Here is a 22,003-nt window from a genome sequence, read left to right as displayed (position 1 = left end):
TACGACATACGCCTACGCTGTTAGGTGTACGGCATACGCCTACGGAAGGGGCCTCGTGGCCTCGTCACCCGTGGCCCCGTCGCCCGTGCCCCAGTGGAGGTCCTCGTGCAGCTCGACACCGGTTCCCTCGTCCGTACCCGCACCCTCACCGCCGTCACGGACGGCTCGTCCGTCGCCGTCCCCGACCCCGAACGGCTCGTCCACCTGCAGTTCCGCCGGTTCGCCGGCTGCCCCGTCTGCCACCTGCACCTGCGCTCGGTGGTGCGGCGGCACGCGGAGATCGAGGCGGCCGGCATCCGCGAGGTCGTGGTCTTCCACTCCGGCGCCGACGAGCTGCGCGAGCACGTGGCCGGGCTGCCGTTCGCGGTGATCGCCGACCCGGACAAGCGGCTGTACGCCGAGTTCGGCGTCGAGTCGTCCTACCGCTCCCTGCTGAGCCCGCGCGCCTGGGGGCCGGTACTGCGGGCGATCGCCCTCGGCGCCGTCGAACTGCTGCGGGGGCGGCAGAAGGCGCCGTCGCGGACCCAGGCGGGCGGGCGGCTCGGGCTGCCCGCGGACTTCCTGATCGCGCCCGACGGGACGGTCCTCGCCAGGTCCTACGGGGAGCACGTCGACGACCAGTGGCCGGTCGAAAAGCTGCTGACGCTGGCGGCGCGGGCACGTACGGTCCGGGCATGAACCATGATCGGCAGACCTTCGTGCCCGCCGGCTTCGAGGTGCCCCAGACCCTCGTGGCGGACGGTTTCCGGCTGGAGCCGCTCGGCGAGCGGCACAACGAGCGCGACCTCGCCGCCTGGAGCGGCAGCATCGCGCACGTCCGGGCCACGCCGGGGTTCCACGGGAGGAACTGGCCGCCGCCGGAGGGCATGTCCCCGGAGGCCAACCGCGCCGACCTGGTGCGCCATGCACAGGACTTCGAGGCCCGGACCGGGTTCACGTACAGCGTGCTGGACGGTGACGACGTCGTCGGGTGCCTGTACATCTACCCGGCCAAGGAGGAGCCCGGCCGGATCCACGTCAGCTCGTGGGTGCGCGCCGACCGGGCGCCGCTCGACGCGACCCTGTACGAGGCCGTGCAGGAGTGGCTCCGCGCGGTGTGGCCGTTCGACCCGGGGCTGATCGACTACGCGGCCAGGTGAGCCGGGCCGGTGGCGGGCCTGCGGCCGAACGGGTCGTCGACAGGAACGGGCGACGTTGCGGCCGGGCCATCGCGGACGGGCGTCATACGGTGGCCGTCGCTCACAGGCGACGTAAGGACGGACGCTCATGACGCAAGAACGACTGGACCGCGCTCTCTTCCGTGCCAGCTCGGCCCCTGTCCCCCTCACCACCGCCACCCACGACACCGGCCTGCTCGTGCTCCGGCTGGTGGTCGGCCTCAGCATGGTCGGCCACGGCACCATGAAGCTCTTCGGCTGGTTCGGCGGCCCGGGCCTCGACGCGACCGGCAAGGGCTTCACGATGGCCGGCTATCCCGCCGGGGACGCCATGGCCGTCATCGCCTCACTGTCCGAGACCCTGGGCGGCCTCGGCCTCGCCCTCGGCCTGCTCACCCCGCTCGCCGGCGCCGCCCTGACCGGCGTCTTCATCAACGTCCTCGACGTCCGCGGCCTGAGCGCCTACTTCCCGCCCAAGGGCGTGGAACTCGAAGTGCTCCTCTTCGCCGGGGTCGTCGCCCTCACCCTCACCGGCCCGGGCCGCTTCGCCGCCGACCACTACCTCCCCGTGCTGCGCGAGTCGCGGCCCCGCTACTCCTGGCTCGCCCTGCTGGTGGGCGTCGTCGCGGGATTCATCGTCCTGCTCATCCGGGACTGACCGACGCCCCCGTACGGAGGTGCTCCAGCGGGCCCGACGGGTAGGGCGTCTCGACCGGGAGCAGGGCGCGGGCCGCCTCGGCATCGCCGGACCGGAGCAGGCCGTGGATCTGCCGGGCCAGCGGGGTCACATCGCGGATCGAGACCGTCCACTCGTCGGCGTACGCGCGTGAGGCCGGGCCGGACAGGCCCAGCTGGAGCGAGCGGTACGGCAGCGGGTTCAGGTGGAGGTCGCGCTCCGGGTCCCACTGGACCCGGGCGGGCGCCTGGCGCAGGGACTCCTGCCAAGCGGCCCGGTCGGCGTGCACGCCCGGCTTGTAGTGGGAGAGGCAGGCCTCCCTCAGGGCCCGGTCGAAGCCCTCGCGGGTGATCTCGACGGCCAGCACGGTCTCCTGGTCGACCTTGGTCGCCCAGCCGCAGCGGTACATCATCCACAGGAACGAGGGCTTGATCCACGTCATCCGCTCCCGCTTCCAGGCGGGCGGGAAGCGGCCGTCGCGAGCGGCCGGGTCCCCCAGGCGGGGGGCGTAGGCCTGGTAGACGGTGAGGGTGGTCTCGGTGTGCGAGGCGCGGATCTGGTGGGTGGGTACGACCGACATGGCCTCAGCGTGCGTGATGGCCTCGCGGCATGCCAGCCGTTTTCGTCGCGGGTGCGGCGCCGTTTCCCGGGGGCTCCGCCCCCAGACCCCCACGCCTCAATCGCCGGCGGGGCCGGAATGGCTAGACCTGGTCTTCGGCCAGTTCGGCCACGCCCGTGATGCGGTGGAGGGCGTAGGTGCGGACTTCGTCCGCCGTGTGGTCGTAGCCCGTGACGAAGCCGCCCTCCACGCGGACCGGGGCGATGACGCGCTGGCTGGCCGCGCCGTCCGCGTTCACGTAGCCGATCCACACCGCCGAGCCGGTCAGCGCCGCCGCCTGGACGGTCGCCAGGGTTTCCGCCGCGCTCGTGCGCGGGAGTTCGCCCGGCGTGCCGGTGGACGGCGCGGGCTCCTTGCGGACCGCCGTCGCCGCGAGGTCGCCCGCGCGGATCGCCCGTACGGCCGCCCCCAGCAGCGTCGCGTCCGGGACCGGCGGACCGTCCGGCACCGGTACGGGCGCCGAGCGGGCCGGTGCGCGGTGGGCGTCGGCCCGCGCCACCAGGACGTCGCCGGTCAGGGACTCCGCGGCCGGCGCGTAACCCATCGCCCGCAACCCCTCCAGGAGCACCGTCGGTTCGGCCTGAGCGGCCAGGACCGTGGGGGCCAGGCGGCGCAGGCCCAGCCCCGCCGAGCGCTTGTCGGCCAGGATCTCGCCGAGCATCGCGTCGTCGTCGCAGCGGACGTACGAGGAGGCCGCGCCGACGCGCAGGTGGCCGTGGCGCCGGGCCACGTCGTCGATCAGGTAGGCGAGGGGCTGCGGGACCGGGGTGCGGCTGTGTTCCTTGAGGAAGGCGTGCAGGTCGGCGGCGGCGTGCCCGGCGTCCAGGGCCCGGCGCACCGAGCCGGGCGTGAAGCGGTACACCGTCGCCCCGCCCTTGGACTCCACGTCCGCCAGCACCGCCAGGGTGTCCCCGAGCGGCCGGCGCAGCGGACCGGGGGCCACCGCCGTCAGGTCGGCTTGGAGCAGGACGTGGTCCACCGGCTCGGGAAGGAGGGGGGCCAGCAGCGGCGCCGGGTCCTCGTGCGCGAGCAGGGCCCGGCCGGGCCCGGACAGGGCGCCCCGGCCGGTCACGCCGAGGACCTCCGCCTCGGTCAGCGCCCAGCGCGCGAGGCGGGTGCGCAGATCGCTCGTACCGCGTACGGGACGCTCCCACGCGAGCCGGTCCAGCACGGCCTCCGCGTCGGGCGCCGCGCCCTCCGGCAGGGCGGCGAGGAGTTCCAGGACGCGCCGGCGCACCTCGGGGGCGGCGGAGCGGTCGAGGTCGGGGCCGAGCGTGGACAGCGTGCGTCCCTTGGTGTCCTGCTCGCCGACCAGACCGGACGTGCGGGTGGCGGGCAGCCAGGCCTCCACCAGTACCGTCCACCGTTCGGCGGGAGGGAGTTCGCACCAGTCGTCGAAGGCGGGAGTGGGCGCGTACCGCTCGTCCGCCTCCCCGTCACTGGCCAGCAGCCCGGCCGCGTAGGCCAGTTCGATCCAGAACGCCGCCGACGGCTCGGACGTGTCCAGGGTGGCCGCCGCCCGCTTCAGGTCCCGTACGGAGAGCCCGCCCGCCCGCAGCACCAGCGGAGCGGCGTGCTCCCAGGACTTCACCAGTTCCTCGACGGTGGACAGCGCGGCCAGCGCCTGCCCGGCGGCGTTCGCGTCCACAAGCTGTGGACGGTGCTCGCGGTGCACGGCCACCGGCGGAGCCACCGGCGCGGTGTCCCGGTGCGCGAGCCCGCCGCGCAGGTGCAGCGCCACCTCGCGGGGCAGCACGACGGTCCGCGCCGTCGCGGGCAGCAGCAGCCCCCGGTCGCGCAGCCAGCGCACGGGCGCGGTCGGATTCGGGGTCACCTCCCCGTACGGCGGCCCCCACACGAGCCGCCCCAGCACCTGGTGCGCCTCCGCCGGAGCCTCGTCCAGCAGCGCGGACATCCGCTCCGGGTCGGTGAACAGGCCGGTCAGCGCCGAGACCGCGGACACCGGGTCGTGCGTCGCGGGCAGCCCGGCCGCCGCCACGATCTCCTGGACCCGGGTCGGCGACATGCCGGACGTGGCCTCGGCGACGGTGGGTCCGAGGCCGGTCGGCGAGGGCCGCTGCGCGGACGGCGCGAGCAGCTCGCGGGCGGTGCGCACCAGGCGCAGCCGGTCGTCGTCGCCCCACACCAGGGCCTGGTCGCGCAGGGTGCCCAGGGCCCGGGGGAGCGCGGCGCGGGCCCCGTTGTCCTCACCGGTGGTGCCCTCCTCGCCCGTCAGCAGCGATTCCAGCACCGGGTACGGGCACGGGTCCGGGGCCACGGCGAGCGCCTCGGCCGTCTGCAGCGTGAAGCGGTCCAGGCGCTCCAGCGCCCGCAGCACCGAGGCCCGGGTGCCGGCGCGGGTGGCCAGCTGCGTCACGTCGCCGGGCACCGGACCGAGCAGGTCCGGGCGCGCGCGCAGCAGGGTGGCGAGCGCCGCGTCGTCGCGGGCGCGCAGCGCCTCGGCGAGGGAGCGCGGGGCTCCGCTTCCGCCGGATCCCCCAGCAGTGCTTGCCTCGGGCACAGTCGCCTCCTGGTCGCGTCGGCCGGTCAGTCGGCCGGTCCCCATCCGGCCAACGGTATCCGCTGTGCCCGCGGCGGCTCCACGGGCGCACGCGCTACCTTTCGGGTGGGCGGTACGGGAGGAGCCGGGGCATGGGGATCGAAAGCGACCATCTGGTCTACGAATATCTGAGCCGCGTCGGGGACTTGGCCCAGCAGCGGCACCTTTCCTCCGGCGACCGGATGCGCCTGGTGGCGGGGCTGCGGGACGAGATCGACCGTCGGCGCGCCAAGTACGAACCGGAGACCCCGGCGGCCGTACGCCGCATCCTGGAGCGGATCGGCACGCCGGAGGAGGTCCTGGACACCCTCGGCTCCCGGCAGGGCACCGCCGCCCCCGCCCCGGGGCCGGCTGCGCCGTCCGCCCCGGGCGCGTCGGTGCCCGTGCAGCGTGCCCCCGGGCGCCTGCGCCGCCCGGGCGCGCCCGCGCCGCGGCCGGCGGCGGAGCCCGAGAACGTGCCGCCGCACCTGGCCGGGCTCGACGAGCTGGGCCCGTCCGGCGGGGCCGAGCCCGACTGGTGGCGGCTCTCTCCCGCGGCGCACGGCTCGGGCCCGCAGGTGGAGGGCTTCGCGGGCGGGATCGAGATCCCGGACCTGTTCAAGGAGGAGGCGGAGGAAGCGGCCGACGGAGCAGGGAAGGAGGCGCAGGCCCCGGCAGGGACCGCGCCGGCGGACGCGCGGAGCCTCGTACGGTTCCTGCGCGAGCGGCGGCGGGCCAGGAAGGAGGCCGCCGCCGCGCAGCCGGAAGAGACGGCCGCGGCCCCCGCCCGGCCGCGCCCGAACGCCCTCCTGCTGCTGGCCGCGGCCGTCCTCGTCATCGGCGTGGTCACCGGGTACTGGCTGCTGCTGATCGTCGGCTGGCTCCTGCCGTACGCCTCGCGCGTGCTGCGGCCGGCCGAGCGGAAGTGGGCCGTCTTCGGCCCGCCCGGCGTGGTCCTCGCGGGGGCGGCGGTGTGGCTGTGGGGCCGGATGAACGGCAGGTGGGGCGAGACCCTGGCCGACGAGCAGCTGAGCGGGGCCCTGCACGGCATGTGGCCATGGCTGTTGCGGGCTGCTGCGCTTGCCTCCGCCGTCTATCTGGTGTGGCGGGCCCGTCGGCGCTGAGGGGTGCGGCCCAGGAGGGCTTCCCGGGGCTCCGCCCCGGACCCCGCGCCTCAAACGCCGGCGGGGCTGGATGGTCTATTCGCCCGCCGGGAGGATCTTCTGTGCTTCCTCCACCGGGTCGGCGTCGGCGGCCTTGACGAGGTCGAGGAAGGCGGGGTCCTTGGCGAGCGTCAGCAGTTGGTCGTTGGTGACGGGTGCCGAGGTGTGCGAGGCGTCGTGCGGGCTGACGCTCAGCGAGACGTTGCTCTTGTTGTAGCGGAAGAAGATCCGGGACTCGGTGACGTCGCCGTCGTTGACAGGCGAGGTCGACGCGATGACCTCGGTGCCGTCGGGCAGGGCGCCCTTCTTGCAGACCCGGCCCTTGACCTCCAGGCAGGTGCGCGGGTCGGTGTCCGAGCCGGTCGGCCGGACCGAGAAGACGACGGTGAAGGTCTTGCCGTCCTTCGTGCCCTGGTAGAGGCGCACCGAAAGGTCGGTCCGCTGCAGGGTGCCGACCCCTTCCGGCAGCAGGCCCTGGAGGACGGGCACGGCCCGGTTCTGGAACTGCTCCTGCTTCGCCCGCTCGGCGGCCGGCAGGTCGGCCATCGACGACTCGCCCGGGGACGGTTCCAGGTGGACGGGCGGCTGGGGCAGGGCCTGGCTGCCCGAGGGCTGTGCCGCCACCCCGATGCCGGTCGCGCCCCAGCCGCTGTCCGGCAGGGCGACGGCTCCGGCCACGGCGATCGCCGCGACGGTCAGGACCCCGCCGCCGATCGCCGCCCGGACGCGCACCCTGCGGCGCAGGCCCTGGGCGCGGGCCGGGCCCGACAGGTCGGGGAGCGCGGGCAGGTCCGCGGTCGTACGGTCCATCGCGTCGCGGACGAGCAGGACGCCCGCGGCGTGGTCGAGGTCTTCGGTGCTACCCATGTCGGCTCCTCAGCTTTCGGTTGCGTAGATGTGGGCCTCGCCCAGCCGGATGCGCAGTTTCGCCAGAGCTCGTGAGCACTGGCTCTTGACCGTTCCCTCGCTGCAGCGGAGCAGTTGGGCGACGGTCTCGACGCTGAGGTCGTCCCAGTAGCGCAGGACGACCATGGCCCGGGCCCGCGGCGGCAGTTCGGCGAGGGCGGCGAGCAGGGTGACGCGCAGCTCGGCGTGTTCGGGCAGGGGCGCCCGGTCGGCGTGGCGGTGCGCGAGGAGGTCCCGCAGCCGCCGTCGCCGTTCGGCGAGGAAGGTGCGGGTCAGTACGGTCCTGGCGTACGCCTCGGGATACTCGGCGGCGGACACCTTCCGCCAGTGCTGGAACAGCTTGGCGAGCGTCGTCTGGGTCAGATCGCGCGCGCCGTCGGCGTCGCCGCACAGCAGGTACGCGGTCCGGTACAGCTTGCGCTGAGCGGTCCGGGCGAAGGCCTCGAAATCGAGGCCTGAATCGTGCCCCTGGTCGTGCTCGGTGCCTGGCGGCATCCGCCCTCCCTCATCGCATCGTGTCTCTCACCCCTGTCCTGAGCGCTGCCGCGCGGAGAAGGTTGAACGCGAATATGAGGGTCTTTCGCGGCGGTCGGGCCAGGTGACCCTCAGCGCACGTTCCCCCGTTGTAGGTCCGGTGTCCGCCTCCTGTCACCCGGCCTCGGCACAATGGCTCGTATGAACCTCACCGTCGGCTTCGACCTCGACATGACCCTCATCGACTCCCGTCCGGGCATCAGGGCCGCCTACCAGGCCCTGTCGGCCGAGACCGGGACGTTCATCGATGCCGACGAGGCGGTCACGCGGCTGGGGCCGCCGCTGGACGAGGAGCTGGCGTACTGGTTCCCGGAGGCCGAGATCCCGGCCATGGCGGACCGCTACCGCGAGATCTACCCCGCGTACGCCATCGAGCCGACCCCGGCGATGCCGGGCGCCCGCGAGGCGATCGAGGCCGTCCAGGCGCTCGGCGGGCGCGCGATCGTCGTCACGGCCAAGCACGAGCCCAACGCCCGGCTGCACCTGGCGCACCTCGGCATCGAGCCGGACGCGGTCATCGGCTGGCTCTGGGCGGAGGCCAAGGCAGGCGCGCTGCGCGAGTACGGCGCGCAGGTCTACGTCGGCGACCACGTCGGCGACGTACGCGGGGCCCGTACGGCCGGCGCACTGTCCGTGGCGGTGCCGACCGGCCCGTGCCCGGAGCCCGAGCTGCGCGCGGCGGGCGCGGACGTGGTGCTGCCGGACCTCACCGCGCTGCCCGAGTGGCTCGCGCGGTACGTCGCCGCACAGCCCGTCTGAACGGACCCCGGCTCAGGCCCGTGAGGCGCAGCCCCCGGCTCAGGCCTGCGAGGCCCGGGCCGCCCTGCGCTGCGCCGCGGCCGAGCGGAGCACGCCCGCCGCGGAGATGGCGAAGCCGACGCCCATGAGCATGCACACCGCCCACGCGTAGGGCGGGAACGGATCCACGTCGAGGAACAGCGGCGCCATCGTCGCGAGCGTGGCCACGGCCCCGGCGATGAACACGATGCCGCCGGCCTTGACCAGTCCGTCGCCGGGCCGCGCTTCGTCTGAATGAGGAGTAACAGTCACCTCACCAGGGTAGTTCCCTGGCCGAAGCAGCCGACCGTGAAGGACCGGGGAACGTCTTGTCACCCGGCCCCCGACCATTAGCCTTGAGGTGGCGGGTCACACATGGCCCGCTGCGCTGTTGTCCGGAGCCGTTCACGGCACTTCGGACCCCCGACGAGCACAAGGACAGAGGACGGACGTGCCTACCGGCAAGGTCAAGTGGTTCAACAGTGAGAAGGGCTTCGGCTTTCTCTCCCGCGACGACGGCGGCGACGTCTTCGTCCACTCGTCGGTGCTCCCTGCCGGGGTCGATGCCCTCAAGCCCGGTCAGCGAGTCGAGTTCGGTGTCGTCGCCGGACAACGCGGTGACCAGGCACTTTCGGTGACGGTGCTGGACCCGGCGCCGTCCGTTGCGGCAGCCCAGCGCCGCAAGCCCGACGAGCTCGCCTCGATCGTGCAGGACCTCACCACCCTGCTGGAGAACATCACCCCGATGCTCGAGCGCGGCCGCTACCCCGACAAGGTGCACGGCACGAAGATCGCCGGACTGCTGCGCGCGGTGGCCGACCAGCTGGACGTCTGACCGTTCCCCGCACACCTGCGCCCCGCCACTCGCAAGAGCGGCGGGGCGCGGTCGTGCGAGGGGGGCCGGGACTACGGGAAGGCCAGCGCGCCGGGCGCGATGGCCGGTACCAGTCCCTCGGCGGCCGCCCGGGTCAGCAGCCCGCGCACCGCCGCGTAGCCGGAGTCGCCGAGGTCGGCCGTGAACTCGTTGACGTACAGCCCGATGTGCTGGTCGGCGACGGCCGGCTCCAGCTCCTGCGCGTGCGCGCGCACGTACGGGCGGGAGGCCTCCGGGTCGTCCCAGGCCATCCGGACCGACGTACGGGCCGACTCGGCCAGCGCGCGCAGCCGCTCCGCACCCAGCGTGCGCTTCGCGATGATCGCGCCGAGCGGAATCGGCAGGCCGGTCGTGGACTCCCAGTGCTCGCCCATGTCGGCCAGGCAGTGCAGCCCGTAGTCCTGATAGGTGAACCGGGCCTCGTGGATGACCAGTCCGGCGTCCACCCGGCCGTCGCGCACCGCCGGCATGATCTCGTGGAACGGCAGCACGACCACCTTGCCGACGCCCTCGGGCAGGACGTCCGCCGCCCACAGCCGGAACAGCAGGTAGGCGGTGGAGCGTTCGCTCGGCACCGCGACCGTCTTCCCCGCCAGGTCCAGTCCCGGCTCGCGCGTCAGCACCAACGGGCCGCAGCCGCGCCCGAGCGCACCGCCGCACGGCAGCAGCGCGTACTCCTCCAGCACCCACGGCAGCACGGCGTACGACACCTTCAGGACGTCCAGCTCGCCGCGCTCGGCCATGCCGTTGGTGAGGTCGATGTCCGCGAAGGTGACGTCGAGGGCGGGAGCGCCCGGGACCCGGCCGTGCGCCCAGGCGTCGAAGACGAAGGTGTCGTTCGGGCAGGGCGAGTAGGCGATCTTCAGCGGCTCACCGGTGCTCATGGCGTTCTCCCCAGTTCGCGAGTACGGGGCCCAGCACGCGGAAGCCGGCGGTGAGCGCGGCCAGCGCGTCCCCGATCCGCCAGGCGGCACGGTCGCGCGGGCCCACGGCGTTGGACACGGCGCGGATCTCCAGTACGGGCAGCCCGTGCGCGGCCGCCGCCTCCGCGACCCCGAAGCCCTCCATGGCCTCGGCCCCGGCCATCGGGTGCCGGGCGGCGAGCTCGGCGGCCCGGGCGGCGGTCCCGGTGACGGTGGAGACGGTCAGCACGGGCGCGAGCAGCGCCCCGGTCGCCTCGGCGGCGCGCGCCGCGAGCTCGGTGGGCGGCAGGTGCACGCTGCGGCCGAAGCCCAGCGTGCTCACGTCGAGGAAGCCCTCGGGGGTCTCGGCGCCCAGGTCGGCGGCGACGATCGCGTCCGCGACCACCAGGGAGCCGAGCGGGGCGGCGGGATCGAACCCGCCGCCGATGCCGGCGGAGACGACGAGCTCGTAGTCGGCGAGGGCCAGGGCGGTGGCGGTGCCGGCGGCTGCCGCCGCCGGCCCGACGCCCCCGACGAGCACGTCGAAGGCGATGCCCGGAAGGTCCCGGCGGGTGATGAGGTACCCCCCGGGGAGGGTGCGCGACTCAGGACCGGGAGCGTCCGGATGAGGGGTCAGACCGGTGGAGACGGAGTCGGCCTCCGCCACCACCGCGGTCACGACGAGCGCGCGCACCGGTGCCGTCCGGTTACTTGAGCTTGAGGTTGAAGGACCAGACGGCGAGCGGCTTGCCGTCCTCGCCGACCTGCAGGAACGCCAGCTTCTTCGACGCCGGGGCCTCGCCCTGGCCGCCGGTCGCGAAGACGTCGGCGCCCGGGAAGCTGCGGTACGTGTTCGAGGAGGGCTCGGTGATCGGCTGGCCGTCGAGCACCGCCGACCACCTCTTGCCGTCCTCGACGACCTCCGGCTCGACCCCGAGGCGCAGGGTGTCGCCACGGGCGTACTCGATGGTCTTGGGGTCCTTGAGGTTGGCCAGGCACTCCTGGACCTCCTCCACGGTGAGCGGCTCGTTGCCGCCGTGGCAGGAGGCTTCGGTGGACACCGACGAGCTGCCGACCGTCACGGTCGCCAGGGGGGTCGGCTTTTCTCCGCCGCAGGCGGAGAGGAGGAGGAGGCCGGCGGACACGGCTCCGAGGGCCGCGACGCTGCGGCGGGCCCTACCCGAGAAAAGCGGTGCGGTCATGAGCCGAAGGCTATCGGGCCCCTGGGCTGCGCCGCTGCATGGGGTACCCGTGGCCTGCGGCGCGGCGCATTGTCCGGCTGCGGCGCCGTTGCGGGGGAGCTGCCCCCGAGCCCCCGCGCCTCAAACGCCGGCGGGGCTGGATTTTCCAGCCCGCCCGGCGTTTGAGGGCACGGGCGCGAAGCGCACGTACGGGGTCCGGGGGCGGAGCCCCGGCAGCGGCGGGCTAGGCGACCCGCGGCCGGGAGGCACTGTGGTGGCGGGGGGCCGAGGCGACGCCGCGCAGGGCCATCGTCGTGCCGAGGGCGACGATCGCGGCGGCCACGGACATGCCCAGTACGCCGTTCAGCGGCAGCGCGATGCCGATCGCTCCGCCCAGCACCCACGCCACCTGCAACAGCGTCTCCGAACGGGCGAACGCCGACGTGCGCACCGCCTCCGGCACGTCCCGCTGGATCATCGCGTCCAGCGAGAGCTTCGCCAGCGCCTGGCAGAAGCCCGCCGTCGCGCCCAGTACGGCCATGAACAGCCCGCTGAAGAAGATCGCCGCCAGCACCGCGACCGCGAGCGTCAGACACAGCACCGCAGCGATGATGACCTCCGGCGCCCGGGCCCGCAGCCACGCGCCGACCGCCGTACCGCAGGCGTTGCCGACGCCCGCCGAGACGGCCACGATCCCCAGCGACACCGCCGCGCTCTGCCCCTCCAGGGGATGCTCGCGCAGCAGGAACGCCAGGAAGAAGATGAGGAACCCGGACAGCGCGCGCATCGAGGCGTTCGCCAGCAGTCCGCACAGCACCGAGCGGCTGATCGTCCGCAGGCCCGGCCGCTTCGAGTGCGCCTCGTGCGTGGACAGCCGCGCACGGCGCTCGCCCTTCGCCTCGTCCACCCGGTGCGGCAGCGTGAACGCGGCGAAGGCCCCCCACACGAAGATGACGCAGGCCCCGTACAGCGGCCACTGCGGCCCGATCGTGTTCAACCCCGCGCCCACCGGCGCCGCCACGCCCGTGGCCAGCAGGCCCGCCAGGGTGACCCGCGAGTTCGCCTTGACGAGTGAGAATTTCGGCGGCAGCAGTCTCGGCACCACCGCGCTGCGCACCACCCCGTACGACTTGGACGCGACCAGCACGCCCAGCGCCGCCGGATACAGCTGGATCCCCCCGGTCTCCACGGCACCCGACATGATCAGCGCCAGCAGCGCCCGGGCCAGCATCGCGGCCGCCATCGACGCCCGGCGGCCGTGCGGCAGCCGGTCCAGGAGCGGCCCGATCACGGGGGCCAGCAGGGTGAAGGGGGCCATCGTGATCGCCAGGTACAGGGCCACCCGGCCGCGCGCCTCGTCCGTGGGCACGGAGAAGAACACCGTGGAGGCCAGCGCCACCGTGATCATCATGTCGCCGGCGCCGTTGATGGCGTGCAGCTCGATCAGCTTGCCGAGGCCCGATTCCCCGGCCCCGTGGGCGTGCGTGGCCCGCCGGATCCCGCGCGCCGTACCCGTGAACGGAAGGTGCAGGGCACGCCCGACAGCCCGGCCGGCCCGCCTGGCCGGTCCCGAGCCGTCGTCGGACGACCGTGCGGGTGCCACACTCGACATAGTGCCCCACGGGGCCCCCGTGGGCGCCTCCCGGCGCGTCGCGGAGCCGGTGGCTTGTCCGCGAATCGGACCTTGCATGTGTGCCCGAGGCTTAAGAGGAGGTAGCGTGCGTAGCGCGCCACCGGCGGTTGCTCCTGGCCGCGCGCCTCTTCGTGATCCCGCAGAATGGGTTGCAGTGAGGTGCGCCCGGAGTCCGATCGGGTGCGGACGTCGACGCGGCCCTCTGGTCCGCTCCGCCCGCGCCACGTACGGACAGCACCGACGGGTCGTTGTGGACGACAGTACGGACGGCGCACACGTGAGACGGCGTAGGAGAGAACGAGACCAGTGAGTGCTGCGACGACGCGAAGCCGTACCCCGCGTACCCCCGACCGCCTGTGCGTCGAGGCGGTAGAACTCGCCCGCGCGGCGGCCGAGGAGGCCGCCTTCCCCGGAGTGGTGGGCGCGCACGTCTCCGCCGTGGCGGAGGGCGACCGCGTCGTCACCCACTTCTTCGAGTCCAAGGAACCGGGCTACCGGGGCTGGCGCTGGGCCGTCACCGTGACCCGCGCCTCCCGCGCGAAGAACGTCACGCTCGACGAAACGGTGCTGCTGCCCGGCGACGACGCCCTGCTGGCCCCCGAGTGGGTGCCGTGGAGCGAGCGGCTGCGCCCGGGTGACATGGGCCCCGGCGACCTGCTGCCCACCGACGCCGAGGACCTGCGCCTGGAGCCGGGCTGGTCGGGCGAGGACACCCCGCCGCCGAACTCGGTGGTCTCCACCGAAATGGCCGAACTGGTCGAGGCCGAGGACGCCGACGTCACCGACCGCGCGGTGGTCCCCGTACGCGGCTCCATCACGTCGGTCGCCGAGGAACTGGGCATGCGCCGGGCGCGCGTGCTGTCGCGGTACGGGCTGCACAGCGCGGCCGACCGCTGGGACGAGGGCTTCGGCGCGAAGACCCCGATGGCGCAGGCCGCGCCCGCGTCCTGTGTCTCCTGCGGCTTCCTGGTCGCGATCGGCGGCTCGCTGGGCCAGGCCTTCGGCGTCTGCGCGAACGAGTTCAGCCCGGCCGACGGCCGTCTGGTGTCGCTGTCCTACGGCTGCGGCGGCCATTCGGAGGCCGCGGTCATGCCGACGCCGATGCGGCCCGCACCGCCGGTGCTCGACTCGATGGCCACGGACGAATTCACCCTGCGGCCTGCCGCCGACACGGACACGGGCTCGGTCCCGGTCTCGGACCTCCCGGCCGAGGACCTCGGCCACTCGTAACGCTGCCGCCGCTGCCGGGTCGCCCGGCGGCCCGGCGGCGTACCCTCGCCCCATGGGGGACACGGGCGCGGACACGGACATGGTGGGAATGACCGGCCGGGTGACCGGGACGGTCGGACCGGGCCTCGTGGGCGAGGTCATCGTACGGATCAGGGGCGGGGCGGAGCACTTCCTCGCCCACCCGGTCCACGGCACCGGCCGGCTGGCCGTCGGAACGGTGGTGACGGTGGTCGAGTACCAGCCGCCGCGCACGGTGTACGTGATGGCCGCCTACGACAACTGACGCGGCCGCCATCCGCCCGCGACCTGTGCGTATCAAGATGGCGACAAGAACCCTCCCCCGTCTTCACGCCGGGGCGCGGCAGGCGCAGACTCGCCCTCATCGGTGCCGAACGGCACTGGAATAAGGGGGCGTTGCCGATGGCTATCGGCGTCGTGGCGGGAATCGTTCTCGCCGCAATCGTGGCCTTGATAGGCCTGTTCAAGCTGATGTGGCGGGTCGCCGAGCCCAACGAGGCACTCGTCATCTCCGGTTCCACGCACAAGACCGAGGGTCTCGGCCAGGGCATGGGGTTCCGGATCGTCACCGGGCGCGGAACGCTCGTCCTGCCGGGGGTGCAGGCCGTGCGGAAACTCTCCCTGGACCTCAACGAGACGCAGCTGTCCGTGGACTGCGTCACCCACCAGGGCATCCCGCTGCGGGTGAAGGGCGTGGTCATCTTCAAGGTCGGCGACGACCTCGTGTCGATCGCCAACGCGGCCCGCCGCTTCCTGGACCAGCAGAAGATGATGCCGGAGCGGGTGCACATCGTCTTCGCGGGCCATCTGCGGTCCATCGTGGGCGGGTTGACGGTCGAGGACATGATCCGCGACCGGGAGAAGCTGACCGGCCAGACCCGGATGGCCTGCGGCACCGAGATGGAGAAGCTCGGACTGATCGTCGACTCGCTGCAGATCCACGAGATCGAGGACCCGACCGGCTACATCAAGAACCTGGCGATGCCACACGCGGCCGCCGTGCAGCGGGACGCGCGGATCGCGCAGGCCGAGGCGAACCGGCTGGCCACGGAGGCCGAACAGGCCGCCTTCGCCCGGATGGCCGAGGCGACGCGGGACAGCGAGATCCTGCAGGCCGGCTACCAGGCCGAACGCGACAAGGCGGCGGCGACGGCCCGTCAGGCGGGCCCGCTCTCCGAAGCGGCCGCACGGCAGGAGGTCGTCGTCCAGGAGACCCGCGTCGCGGAACTGGAGGCGCACCGGCGCGAGCAGCAGCTGCAGGCGGACGTACGCAAGCCCGCGGACGCGGCGGCCTACGAGACGCGGACCCGGGCGGAGGCCGAGCGCGACGCGCGCATCTCCGCGGCGCAGGCGAAGGCGAAGGAGACGGAGCTCGCGGCGGCCGCCGAGGCCACACGGGTGACGACGGCGGCGACCGCGGACGCGACGGCCACGGAGGCGCGGGGTCTGGCGTCGGCGAAGGCGACGCGGGCCACGGGTGAGGCGGAGGCGGCGGCCACCCAGGCGCGGGGCCTCGCGGAGGCCGAGTCGGCGAAGGCGCGCGGTCTGGCCGAAGCCGAAGCGATCAAGGCGCGGGCCGCCGCGCTGGCGGAGAACCAGGAGGCGGTCGTCGCGCAGCAGCTGGCCGAGAACTGGCCGGCGATCGTGGAGGCGGGCGCGGGGGCCTTCGGGAACGTGGAGCACATGGTGCTGCTGAACGGGGCCGAGGGCATGTCGGAGATGTTCGCCAAGGCCCTGACGATGGGCGGCACGGGCCTGGGGGTGGCCCGCCAACTCCTGGCCACGATGGGCCAGGCCCCTGCGGGCGGCTCAGCAGGTTCCACGGGTGGCTCCGCCGGTCCCGCGGTCAACGGCCGCGTCCCCATCCGGGAGGAGTAGCTTCCCCACCTGGTCGGGTGCGGCGCCGTTTCCGGGGGCGCCGCCCCCGCACGGAGTCCGGGGGAGGGTCTGGGGCGGAGACCCAGCAGCGGCGCGGGCGCCGAACCGCATGCTCACACGCCGGCGAGGCTAACGGCGGCGCCGGCTCAGGAGGCGTTTCGCGGCGAAGACGATGGCCAGGCCGGCCGCCAGGACCACGGCTCCCTTGCCGAAGCCAACGGTCGGCTCCGTGGACGGCACGGCATCCGACGGGGAGCCCGGCTTCGGCGGCGCGGCCGAGGCGTCCGCAGGGGCCTGGCCGACGGGCACGGCGATGACGCGGCTGCCCTCGCCCTCCGCGCCGAACATCAGCGTCGAGCCGTCCGGCGTGTACGTCACCGACTCCGCCTGACCCTGCCACGGCGCGTCGACCCGCTCGCCCTCGCCCTCCGGCCTGCCGTCCTTCCACGGGTACGTGCGCGCGGCGAAGTAGCCCCGCAGGGTCAGCCGGTTCCCGTCGGGGGAGAACGCCCCGTCCGTCACCCACGGCACGTCGGCGACCCGCCGGAACACGTTCGAGCCGTCCGCCGACAGCTCCGCGGGCCCCTCGTACAGTCCGCCCTTGCTCTCGTCCTTGCTCGCGATGTAGACCCGCCCCGTCACCGGATGCACCATCAGCGCCTCCGCGTTGCGCGCCCCGTCGGCGTACCGCACCGTGAACTGCGCGGCCTTGACCGTGACGTCGCCCAGTTGCCTCGGCTCCGGGAAGCGGTAGATCCACACGTGGTCCCAGGTGCCGTTCCGGTTGTCGCCGATGTCGCCGACGTAGAGCTGTCCGTCCGGCCCCAGCGAGATCGCCTCGACGTCGCGCGGTTTGCCGATCCCGGTCAGCGTCACCCGGGCCACCGTCCTGCCCGTGGCCGAGTCCACCGCGTAGACGTACGGGCCGTCGTCGCTGTCGTTGTGCGTCCAGTACACGCCGGGGTGGATCCGGCTGGCCGCGAGCCCGCTGGACTCCCTGATCCGCGGATCGGAGATGGTGAACGAGGAGGCTGCGGGGACTTCCGCCGCCGAGGCCGTGCCCGGCAGCACGACGAGGGCGGCAGCGGCAACGGCAGCGGCGGCGGCGGACGGCAGGGGCATGCGCATGTCCCCAGCCTGCCAGTACGTGCCCCGTGTCCGGCGTCACAGAGGTTTCTGTCGCGCGATCCGCGATGATGACCGGATGCGTTTCATGTTCGTCGGCGACTCCATGACCATCGGACGCGCCGGCGATTTCACCTGGCGCTACCGGATGTGGCAGCACCTCAGCTCGACCTTCGGGGGCCCCTACCGGATCGTCGGCCCGCGCAGCGAGCTGTACGAGGGCTCCGACGCGTACGCCGACCCGGCCTTCCCCGCGGACGCCCGCCGCCACCTGGCCGGCTGGGGCGAGGGCTGGCAGCACATGGCCCCCCTCATCGGTCCCGCCGCCGGCGCCGCCCGGGCCGACGTCCTGCTCGTCTCGCTCGGCCTGATCGACCTCGGCTTCTACACCGACGCCGAGCAGACCGCCGTCAACGTCCGCCGCTTCATAGCCGGGGCCCGCGCCGCCCGCCCCGGCGTCCGCATGGTGCTGCTGCCCGTCATCCCGAACAGCCGGGCCGAGGAGGACGCGCCCTTCGCGGCCGAGGTCGCCCGTTTCAACGAGCTCCTCGCGAAGGCGGTGGCCGATCTGACGACCGCCGCCTCGCCGGTCCTGCTGGCCGCGCGCCCGGACGCGTACGACATCCACCACGACACCTACGACGGCACCCACCCCAACGCCTCCGGCGAGCACCGGCTGGCGGGGGAGTTCGCGGCCGTGCTGCACCAGGCGTGGGGCATCGGCGGGCCGTACGGGGCCGGGCGGGTGCTGTAGCAACCCGCTGTAACACCCCTTTCACGAGAGGGTCTTGCTTCGAGCGCACTCCAAGCAGTTGGCTAGTGCCCCATGAAGTACACACAGCTCGGACGTACCGGCCTCAAGGTCAGCCGACTTGTACTCGGCACCATGAACTTCGGCCCCCAGACCGGTGAGCCCGAAAGCCACTCGATCATGGACTCCGCCCTCGACGCGGGGATCAACTTCTTCGACACCGCCAACGTCTACGGCTGGGGCGAGAACAAGGGCCGCACCGAGGAGATCCTCGGCACCTGGTTCGCCCAGGGCGGCCGGCGCCGCGAGAAGACGGTGCTCGCCACCAAGGTCTACGGCAGCATGGCGCCCGAGGGCGAGACCTGGCCCAACTACGACCGCCTGTCGGCGCTGAACATCCGGCGGGCCGTCGACGCCAGCCTCAAGCGGCTGCAGACCGACTACATCGACGTCTACCAGTTCCACCACGTGGACCGGCGGACCCCCTTCGAGGAGATCTGGCAGGCCGTCGAGGTCCTGATCCAGCAGGGCAAGATCCTCTACGCCGGCTCCTCGAACTTCCCCGGCTGGAAGATCGCCCAGGCCAACGAGGCCGCGGCACGCATCGGACGGCTCGGTCTGGTCAGCGAGCAGTGCCTCTACAACCTCGCCGAGCGGCGCGCGGAGATGGAGGTCATCCCGGCCGCGGAGGCGTACGGGCTCGGGGTCATCCCGTGGTCCCCGCTCCACGGAGGCCTGCTGGGCGGGGTCATCAAGAAGGAGGTCCAGGGCGGCCGCCGCGCCTCCGGCCGGTCGGCGGACGCGCTCGCCAGCAGCTCCGTACGCGCGCAGGTGCAGGCGTACGAGGACCTGCTGGACAAGCACGGCCTGGAGCCGGGCGAGGCCGGGCTGGCGTGGCTGCTGACGCGCCCCGGGGTCACCGGGCCGATCGTCGGGCCGCGCACGCAGGAGCAGCTCGACTCGGCGCTGCGGGCGGTGGAGCTGGAGCTCTCCGAGGAGGTCCTGGCGGGCCTGGACGAGATCTTCCCCGGCCCGGGTGCCTCCCCGGAGGCCTTCGCCTGGTAGCTACTGCCCGACGGCAGCCGCCACGGCCACGACGACGAACATCAGTACGAGCACACCGGCCATCACACGGTTTCTGGTCTTGGGATCCACCCGTCGAGCCTAACGCGGCCCGCGGGTGGTCCCGCACGGGGTACGGCTCAGCCGTGCAGCGGCCAGGACCCGACCGTCTCGTAGCGGGGCTGCTCGCCGGGCACCCCGCTGACGGGCAGGTTGCTGCGGACGAGGCTGAGCGTGCCGACCTGCCAGGGAGTGCCCTCGAAGTCCGCGAGGGCGTCCAGGTACGGGCGCAGGGGCGTGGCGGCGCCGTGGCCGCGGGCCAGGGTGAGGTGCGGGGTGTAGCGGCGGTGCTGCTCCATCGGCACCCCGGCCCGCCGGGCGGCGGCGTCGGCCCGCTCCGCGAGCATCCGCAGGACGGGCAGCTCCCCGGCCGCGCCGACCCACAGGGCGCGGTCCCCGAAGTGCCCGCAGCCGTGCAGGCGCAGCGAGAACGGGGCCGTGCGGTGCGCTGCGCGCTCCAGGCGGGCGTGCAGGTCGGGGAGCACGTCGTCGCGGACCTCGCCCATGAAGGCGAGCGTGAAGTGCCAGCCCGCTCGTGCGGTCCACGTCAGCCGGTCGTCGTGGACCGCGTCCACGGCGGCGGCGAGCTCATCGACTGCCCCTGCGGGCGGCAACACGGCGGCGAACAGTCTCATGCGCCGAGCGTACGGCTGCAGCGCCGCTGCCGGGGGCCAGCCCCCGGACCCCCGCGCCTCAAACGCCGGCGAGGCTGGATGTTCCAGCCCCTCCGGCGTTTGAGGAGCGGGGTCCGGGGCGGAGCCCTGGGAGGCCGGGCCGCAGGGTCAGGCGGCCGGGACCAGGTCGCGCGGGGCGGCCGCAGGGACGAAGGCGACGCCGCGGCGGCTGAGCCGTACGCGGAGGTTCCCGACGCGCGCCAGGACCACCGCGATCGCGACGGAGGCGGCCAGCGAGATCACACCCCCCGCAGCCATGCCGATCCGCGCGCCGTACGTGTCCGTGATCCAGCCCAGCAGCGGAGCGCCCAGCGGGGTGCCGCCGGTGAAGACCATCATGAACAGGGCCATGACCCGCCCCCGCATCTCGGGGTCGGTCGCCATCTGCACGCTGGAGTTGGCCACGACGTTGACCGTCAGGCCGAAGACCCCGATCGGCACGAGCAGCGCCGCGAACAGCCAGAAGCCGGGCGCGAGGGCCGTGACGAGCAGCAGCACCGAGAACAGCACGGCCGCGGTCACCAGCAGCCGCAGGCGGGAATGGCCGCGCCGGGCCGCGAGCAGGGCGCCCGCCAGGGAGCCGGCCGCGATCAGGGTGTTGAAGAGCCCGTAGGTGCCCGCGTCCCCGTGGAAGACGTCGCTGACGAACGCCGACAGCCAGATCGGGAAGTTGAACCCGAAGGTGCCGATGAAGCCCACGAGCACGATCGGCCAGATCAGCTCCGGGCGGCCGGCGACGTAGTGCAGGCCCTCGCGCAGCTGCCCCTTGGCGCGGGGCCGGGGCTCGACGGGGTGCAGCTCGTGCGTGCGCATCAGCAGCAGGCCGGCGATGGGCGCGGCGAAGGACAGCCCGTTCAGCAGGAAGGCCCAGCCGGAGCCGACGGCGGTGATCAGCACGCCGGCGATCGCCGGGCCGACCAGCCGCGCGGACTGGAAGTTGGCCGAGTTGAGGCTGACGGCGTTGGCGACCTGGTCCTTGCCGACCATCTCGGAGACAAACGTCTGCCGCGCCGGGTTGTCGACGACGGTGACGAGGCCGAGCAGGAAGGCGGCGAGGTACACGTGCCAGACCTGGACGTGTCCCGCCAGGGTGAGGACGGCGAGTGCGATGCCGGTCAGGCCCATCGCGCTCTGGGTGGCGAGGAGCAGGGGCCGCTTGGGCAGCCGGTCGGCGAGTACGCCTCCGTAGAGGCCGAACACCAGCATCGGCAGGAACTGCAGGGCGATGGTGATGCCGACGGCGGAGGCGGAGCCGGTCAGGGAGAGGACCAGCCAGTCCTGGGCGATGCGCTGCATCCAGGTGCCCGTGTTCGAGACGACCTGCCCGGTCGCGAAGAGCCGGTAGTTCCGGATCCTCAGCGAGCTGAACATAGAGTTCTTGCCCGCGGGGGCCGCAGGGGCCTTGGTAGGGGTGGATATGTGGCCGGGTGCGGAGTCTGCTCCGGTTCCCGTACTCAAAAGCGTTCGCCTCCTGGCGTCGTTCCTACAGGTGCGCGAGCTTCTCCAGGACGGGTGCGGCCTCGCGCAGCTTGGCCCATTCGTCCTCGGTCAGCTCGGCCGCGAGCCCGGCCAGGAAGGCGTTGCGCTTGCGGCGGCTCTCTTCGAGCATCGCTTCGGCCTCCTCCGTCTGGCGGACCACCTTCTGGCGGCGGTCGTCGGGGTGCGGTTCCAGCGTGACCAGTCCCTTGGCTTCCAGCAACGCGACGATGCGCGTCATCGACGGCGGCTGGACGTGCTCCCGCCGCGCGAGCTCGCCGGGTGTGGCCTGGCCGCAGCGGGCGAGGGTGCCGAGCACCGACATCTCGGTGGGGCTCAGCGACTCGTCGACGCGCTGGTGCTTCAGGCGCCGTCCCAGCCGCATGACGGCGGAGCGGAGGTCGTTCACGGCGGCAGCGTCGTCGCCATGGGAAAGGTCAGGCATGTATTTAGAGTAACTCATTACTCTCCCTAAAGAACACCACTTTTGGCCGTCACGCACGGGGTCACTCGTACGGGTGAGTCGGCGGCCGAAAGTGACACGCGTCCACACCCTCTGCCCCGACTCTTTCGGCATGGGGACACATGTGCTGAGCATGCGCATAGACGGGGAGCTCCTCGACCGGCTCCGGACTCACGCCGCCAAACGCGGAATGAGCGTCCAGGACTATGTGGTCCGGACGCTCATTCGCGATGATTTCGACGAGCGCTTCAAGGCGGCCGTCGACGAGACGGAGAAGTTCTACGGGCTGACCTGAGCCCGGGCGG

Annotated in this window: 25 protein-coding genes; 12 read left to right on the top strand and 13 right to left on the bottom strand. The window is 73.4% G+C overall.

All coding sequences use genetic code 11. The features are described from left to right. Positions 1-105 precede the first annotated feature (105 nt). The 3 genes from OG472_RS20980 to OG472_RS20970 all read left to right on the top strand — a co-directional run bounded on the left by OG472_RS20980 (position 106) and on the right by OG472_RS20970 (position 1,815). A complete protein-coding gene (locus tag OG472_RS20980) occupies positions 106-678 on the top strand; it encodes a peroxiredoxin-like family protein (RefSeq protein WP_405830728.1) in 573 nt (190 codons plus the stop codon). Next, positions 675-1,139 carry an N-acetyltransferase gene (locus OG472_RS20975; protein ID WP_405941886.1) on the top strand — a complete coding sequence of 155 codons (465 nt, stop codon included), beginning with the start codon at positions 675-677 and terminating at the stop codon, positions 1,137-1,139. Before OG472_RS20980 ends, OG472_RS20975 begins: the two co-directional genes overlap by 4 nt. Positions 1,140-1,266: 127 nt before the next feature. Further along, a complete protein-coding gene (locus OG472_RS20970; protein WP_405941885.1) occupies positions 1,267-1,815 on the top strand; it encodes a DoxX family protein in 549 nt (182 codons plus the stop codon). On the opposite strand, the gene OG472_RS20965 is transcribed toward OG472_RS20970, so the two are convergent. After that, positions 1,802-2,413: a DUF4291 domain-containing protein gene (locus OG472_RS20965; RefSeq protein ID WP_401608164.1), complete on the bottom strand. Its 612-nt coding sequence runs from the start codon at positions 2,411-2,413 to the stop codon at positions 1,802-1,804. The two genes, OG472_RS20970 and OG472_RS20965, sit on opposite strands and share 14 nt — an antisense overlap. Positions 2,414-2,534: 121 nt before the next feature. Further along, positions 2,535-5,018 (bottom strand): helicase C-terminal domain-containing protein, encoded by a 2,484-nt coding sequence (locus tag OG472_RS20960; RefSeq protein ID WP_405941884.1) that lies wholly within the window; start codon positions 5,016-5,018, stop codon positions 2,535-2,537. A gap of 86 nt (positions 5,019-5,104) precedes the next feature. On the opposite strand from OG472_RS20960, the gene OG472_RS20955 reads away from it, so the two are divergent. Then, on the top strand, positions 5,105-6,115 hold the full coding sequence (locus OG472_RS20955; RefSeq protein WP_401608168.1) for a hypothetical protein: 1,011 nt from the start codon (positions 5,105-5,107) through the stop codon (positions 6,113-6,115). Between the two features lie 75 nt (positions 6,116-6,190). Here the strand turns inward: OG472_RS20955 and OG472_RS20950 are convergent, their stop codons facing one another. Both OG472_RS20950 and OG472_RS20945 read right to left on the bottom strand, forming a co-directional pair. After that, positions 6,191-7,021 (bottom strand): hypothetical protein, encoded by an 831-nt coding sequence (locus OG472_RS20950; protein WP_401608169.1) that lies wholly within the window; start codon positions 7,019-7,021, stop codon positions 6,191-6,193. A 9-nt stretch (positions 7,022-7,030) separates the two neighbouring features. Continuing rightward, a complete protein-coding gene (locus OG472_RS20945; RefSeq protein WP_401608170.1) occupies positions 7,031-7,555 on the bottom strand; it encodes a SigE family RNA polymerase sigma factor in 525 nt (174 codons plus the stop codon). 171 nt (positions 7,556-7,726) lie between these two features. Between OG472_RS20945 and OG472_RS20940 the strand changes: the two genes are divergently transcribed. Then, entirely contained in the window at positions 7,727-8,353 is a 627-nt protein-coding gene (locus OG472_RS20940; RefSeq protein WP_361759188.1) for an HAD family hydrolase, read from the top strand. A 39-nt stretch (positions 8,354-8,392) separates the two neighbouring features. On the opposite strand, the gene OG472_RS20935 is transcribed toward OG472_RS20940, so the two are convergent. Beyond that, positions 8,393-8,644 carry a hypothetical protein gene (locus tag OG472_RS20935; protein ID WP_030727717.1) on the bottom strand — a complete coding sequence of 84 codons (252 nt, stop codon included), beginning with the start codon at positions 8,642-8,644 and terminating at the stop codon, positions 8,393-8,395. Between the two features lie 178 nt (positions 8,645-8,822). On the opposite strand from OG472_RS20935, the gene OG472_RS20930 reads away from it, so the two are divergent. Further along, positions 8,823-9,206, top strand: coding sequence for a cold-shock protein (locus OG472_RS20930; protein ID WP_030012939.1), 384 nt, complete (start codon positions 8,823-8,825; stop codon positions 9,204-9,206). 71 nt (positions 9,207-9,277) lie between these two features. Here the strand turns inward: OG472_RS20930 and OG472_RS20925 are convergent, their stop codons facing one another. The 4 genes from OG472_RS20925 to OG472_RS20910 form a co-directional block, all read right to left on the bottom strand. After that, positions 9,278-10,129, bottom strand: a complete 852-nt coding sequence (locus OG472_RS20925; protein WP_405941883.1) for a 1,4-dihydroxy-6-naphthoate synthase — start codon at positions 10,127-10,129, stop codon at positions 9,278-9,280. Further along, entirely contained in the window at positions 10,116-10,841 is a 726-nt protein-coding gene (locus OG472_RS20920; protein WP_405941882.1) for a futalosine hydrolase, read from the bottom strand. Before OG472_RS20920 ends, OG472_RS20925 begins: the two co-directional genes overlap by 14 nt. A 13-nt stretch (positions 10,842-10,854) precedes the next feature. Further along, positions 10,855-11,349 (bottom strand): DUF2771 domain-containing protein, encoded by a 495-nt coding sequence (locus tag OG472_RS20915; RefSeq protein WP_401608175.1) that lies wholly within the window; start codon positions 11,347-11,349, stop codon positions 10,855-10,857. A gap of 223 nt (positions 11,350-11,572) precedes the next feature. Then, positions 11,573-12,940: an MFS transporter gene (locus tag OG472_RS20910; protein WP_405830717.1), complete on the bottom strand. Its 1,368-nt coding sequence runs from the start codon at positions 12,938-12,940 to the stop codon at positions 11,573-11,575. Between the two features lie 327 nt (positions 12,941-13,267). On the opposite strand from OG472_RS20910, the gene OG472_RS20905 reads away from it, so the two are divergent. The 3 genes from OG472_RS20905 (at position 13,268) to OG472_RS20895 (ending at position 16,087) form a co-directional block, all read left to right on the top strand. Next, a complete protein-coding gene (locus OG472_RS20905) occupies positions 13,268-14,191 on the top strand; it encodes a DUF3027 domain-containing protein (protein WP_405941881.1) in 924 nt (307 codons plus the stop codon). A gap of 52 nt (positions 14,192-14,243) precedes the next feature. Beyond that, on the top strand, positions 14,244-14,474 hold the full coding sequence (locus OG472_RS20900; protein WP_319728442.1) for a hypothetical protein: 231 nt from the start codon (positions 14,244-14,246) through the stop codon (positions 14,472-14,474). A 137-nt stretch (positions 14,475-14,611) separates the two neighbouring features. After that, positions 14,612-16,087: a flotillin family protein gene (locus OG472_RS20895; protein WP_401608182.1), complete on the top strand. Its 1,476-nt coding sequence runs from the start codon at positions 14,612-14,614 to the stop codon at positions 16,085-16,087. 129 nt (positions 16,088-16,216) lie between these two features. On the opposite strand, the gene OG472_RS20890 is transcribed toward OG472_RS20895, so the two are convergent. After that, entirely contained in the window at positions 16,217-17,215 is a 999-nt protein-coding gene (locus tag OG472_RS20890; RefSeq protein ID WP_405941880.1) for a WD40 repeat domain-containing protein, read from the bottom strand. Between the two features lie 76 nt (positions 17,216-17,291). Between OG472_RS20890 and OG472_RS20885 the strand changes: the two genes are divergently transcribed. Together OG472_RS20885 and OG472_RS20880 are read left to right on the top strand one after the other, a co-directional pair. Further along, positions 17,292-17,966, top strand: a complete 675-nt coding sequence (locus tag OG472_RS20885; RefSeq protein ID WP_401608187.1) for a GDSL-type esterase/lipase family protein — start codon at positions 17,292-17,294, stop codon at positions 17,964-17,966. 72 nt (positions 17,967-18,038) lie between these two features. Next, a complete protein-coding gene (locus tag OG472_RS20880; RefSeq protein WP_383569927.1) occupies positions 18,039-19,028 on the top strand; it encodes an aldo/keto reductase in 990 nt (329 codons plus the stop codon). Between the two features lie 137 nt (positions 19,029-19,165). On the opposite strand, the gene thpR is transcribed toward OG472_RS20880, so the two are convergent. The 3 genes from thpR to OG472_RS20865 all read right to left on the bottom strand — a co-directional run bounded on the left by thpR (position 19,166) and on the right by OG472_RS20865 (position 21,680). Next, complete coding sequence (thpR, locus tag OG472_RS20875) at positions 19,166-19,720, bottom strand: RNA 2',3'-cyclic phosphodiesterase (RefSeq protein WP_401608189.1); 555 nt, start codon at positions 19,718-19,720, stop codon at positions 19,166-19,168. 147 nt (positions 19,721-19,867) lie between these two features. After that, positions 19,868-21,217 carry an MFS transporter gene (locus tag OG472_RS20870; RefSeq protein WP_401608192.1) on the bottom strand — a complete coding sequence of 450 codons (1,350 nt, stop codon included), beginning with the start codon at positions 21,215-21,217 and terminating at the stop codon, positions 19,868-19,870. A 25-nt stretch (positions 21,218-21,242) separates the two neighbouring features. Next, positions 21,243-21,680, bottom strand: a complete 438-nt coding sequence (locus OG472_RS20865; RefSeq protein ID WP_319728456.1) for a MarR family transcriptional regulator — start codon at positions 21,678-21,680, stop codon at positions 21,243-21,245. Positions 21,681-21,810: 130 nt separating this feature from the next. On the opposite strand from OG472_RS20865, the gene OG472_RS20860 reads away from it, so the two are divergent. Further along, complete coding sequence (locus OG472_RS20860) at positions 21,811-21,993, top strand: hypothetical protein (RefSeq protein ID WP_030156886.1); 183 nt, start codon at positions 21,811-21,813, stop codon at positions 21,991-21,993. Positions 21,994-22,003: the final 10 nt, after the last annotated feature.

Origin of the sequence: Streptomyces sp. NBC_00207 (genome assembly GCF_045160965.1) — a bacterium.
Lineage (GTDB): Bacteria > Actinomycetota > Actinomycetes > Streptomycetales > Streptomycetaceae > Streptomyces.
This window is presented reverse-complemented; position numbering and strand designations above follow the sequence as displayed.

What these genes read in the sequence shown, in the direction of transcription:
- OG472_RS20975 (WP_405941886.1), top strand. Translation starts at nt 675, where the DNA reads ATGAACCATGATCGGCAGACCTTCGTGCCCGCCGGCTTCGAGGTGCCC.
- OG472_RS20970 (WP_405941885.1), top strand. Translation starts at nt 1,267, where the DNA reads ATGACGCAAGAACGACTGGACCGCGCTCTCTTCCGTGCCAGCTCGGCC.
- OG472_RS20965 (WP_401608164.1), bottom strand. Translation starts at nt 2,413, where the DNA reads ATGTCGGTCGTACCCACCCACCAGATCCGCGCCTCGCACACCGAGACC.
- OG472_RS20960 (WP_405941884.1), bottom strand. Translation starts at nt 5,018, where the DNA reads ATGGGGACCGGCCGACTGACCGGCCGACGCGACCAGGAGGCGACTGTG.
- OG472_RS20955 (WP_401608168.1), top strand. Translation starts at nt 5,105, where the DNA reads ATGGGGATCGAAAGCGACCATCTGGTCTACGAATATCTGAGCCGCGTC.
- OG472_RS20950 (WP_401608169.1), bottom strand. Translation starts at nt 7,021, where the DNA reads ATGGGTAGCACCGAAGACCTCGACCACGCCGCGGGCGTCCTGCTCGTC.
- OG472_RS20945 (WP_401608170.1), bottom strand. Translation starts at nt 7,555, where the DNA reads ATGCCGCCAGGCACCGAGCACGACCAGGGGCACGATTCAGGCCTCGAT.
- OG472_RS20940 (WP_361759188.1), top strand. Translation starts at nt 7,727, where the DNA reads ATGGCTCGTATGAACCTCACCGTCGGCTTCGACCTCGACATGACCCTC.
- OG472_RS20925 (WP_405941883.1), bottom strand. Translation starts at nt 10,129, where the DNA reads ATGAGCACCGGTGAGCCGCTGAAGATCGCCTACTCGCCCTGCCCGAAC.
- OG472_RS20915 (WP_401608175.1), bottom strand. Translation starts at nt 11,349, where the DNA reads ATGACCGCACCGCTTTTCTCGGGTAGGGCCCGCCGCAGCGTCGCGGCC.
- OG472_RS20910 (WP_405830717.1), bottom strand. Translation starts at nt 12,940, where the DNA reads ATGTCGAGTGTGGCACCCGCACGGTCGTCCGACGACGGCTCGGGACCG.
- OG472_RS20900 (WP_319728442.1), top strand. Translation starts at nt 14,244, where the DNA reads ATGGGGGACACGGGCGCGGACACGGACATGGTGGGAATGACCGGCCGG.
- OG472_RS20895 (WP_401608182.1), top strand. Translation starts at nt 14,612, where the DNA reads ATGGCTATCGGCGTCGTGGCGGGAATCGTTCTCGCCGCAATCGTGGCC.
- OG472_RS20890 (WP_405941880.1), bottom strand. Translation starts at nt 17,215, where the DNA reads ATGCGCATGCCCCTGCCGTCCGCCGCCGCCGCTGCCGTTGCCGCTGCC.
- OG472_RS20885 (WP_401608187.1), top strand. Translation starts at nt 17,292, where the DNA reads ATGCGTTTCATGTTCGTCGGCGACTCCATGACCATCGGACGCGCCGGC.
- OG472_RS20880 (WP_383569927.1), top strand. Translation starts at nt 18,039, where the DNA reads ATGAAGTACACACAGCTCGGACGTACCGGCCTCAAGGTCAGCCGACTT.
- thpR (WP_401608189.1), bottom strand. Translation starts at nt 19,720, where the DNA reads ATGAGACTGTTCGCCGCCGTGTTGCCGCCCGCAGGGGCAGTCGATGAG.
- OG472_RS20865 (WP_319728456.1), bottom strand. Translation starts at nt 21,680, where the DNA reads ATGCCTGACCTTTCCCATGGCGACGACGCTGCCGCCGTGAACGACCTC.
- OG472_RS20860 (WP_030156886.1), top strand. Translation starts at nt 21,811, where the DNA reads ATGGGGACACATGTGCTGAGCATGCGCATAGACGGGGAGCTCCTCGAC.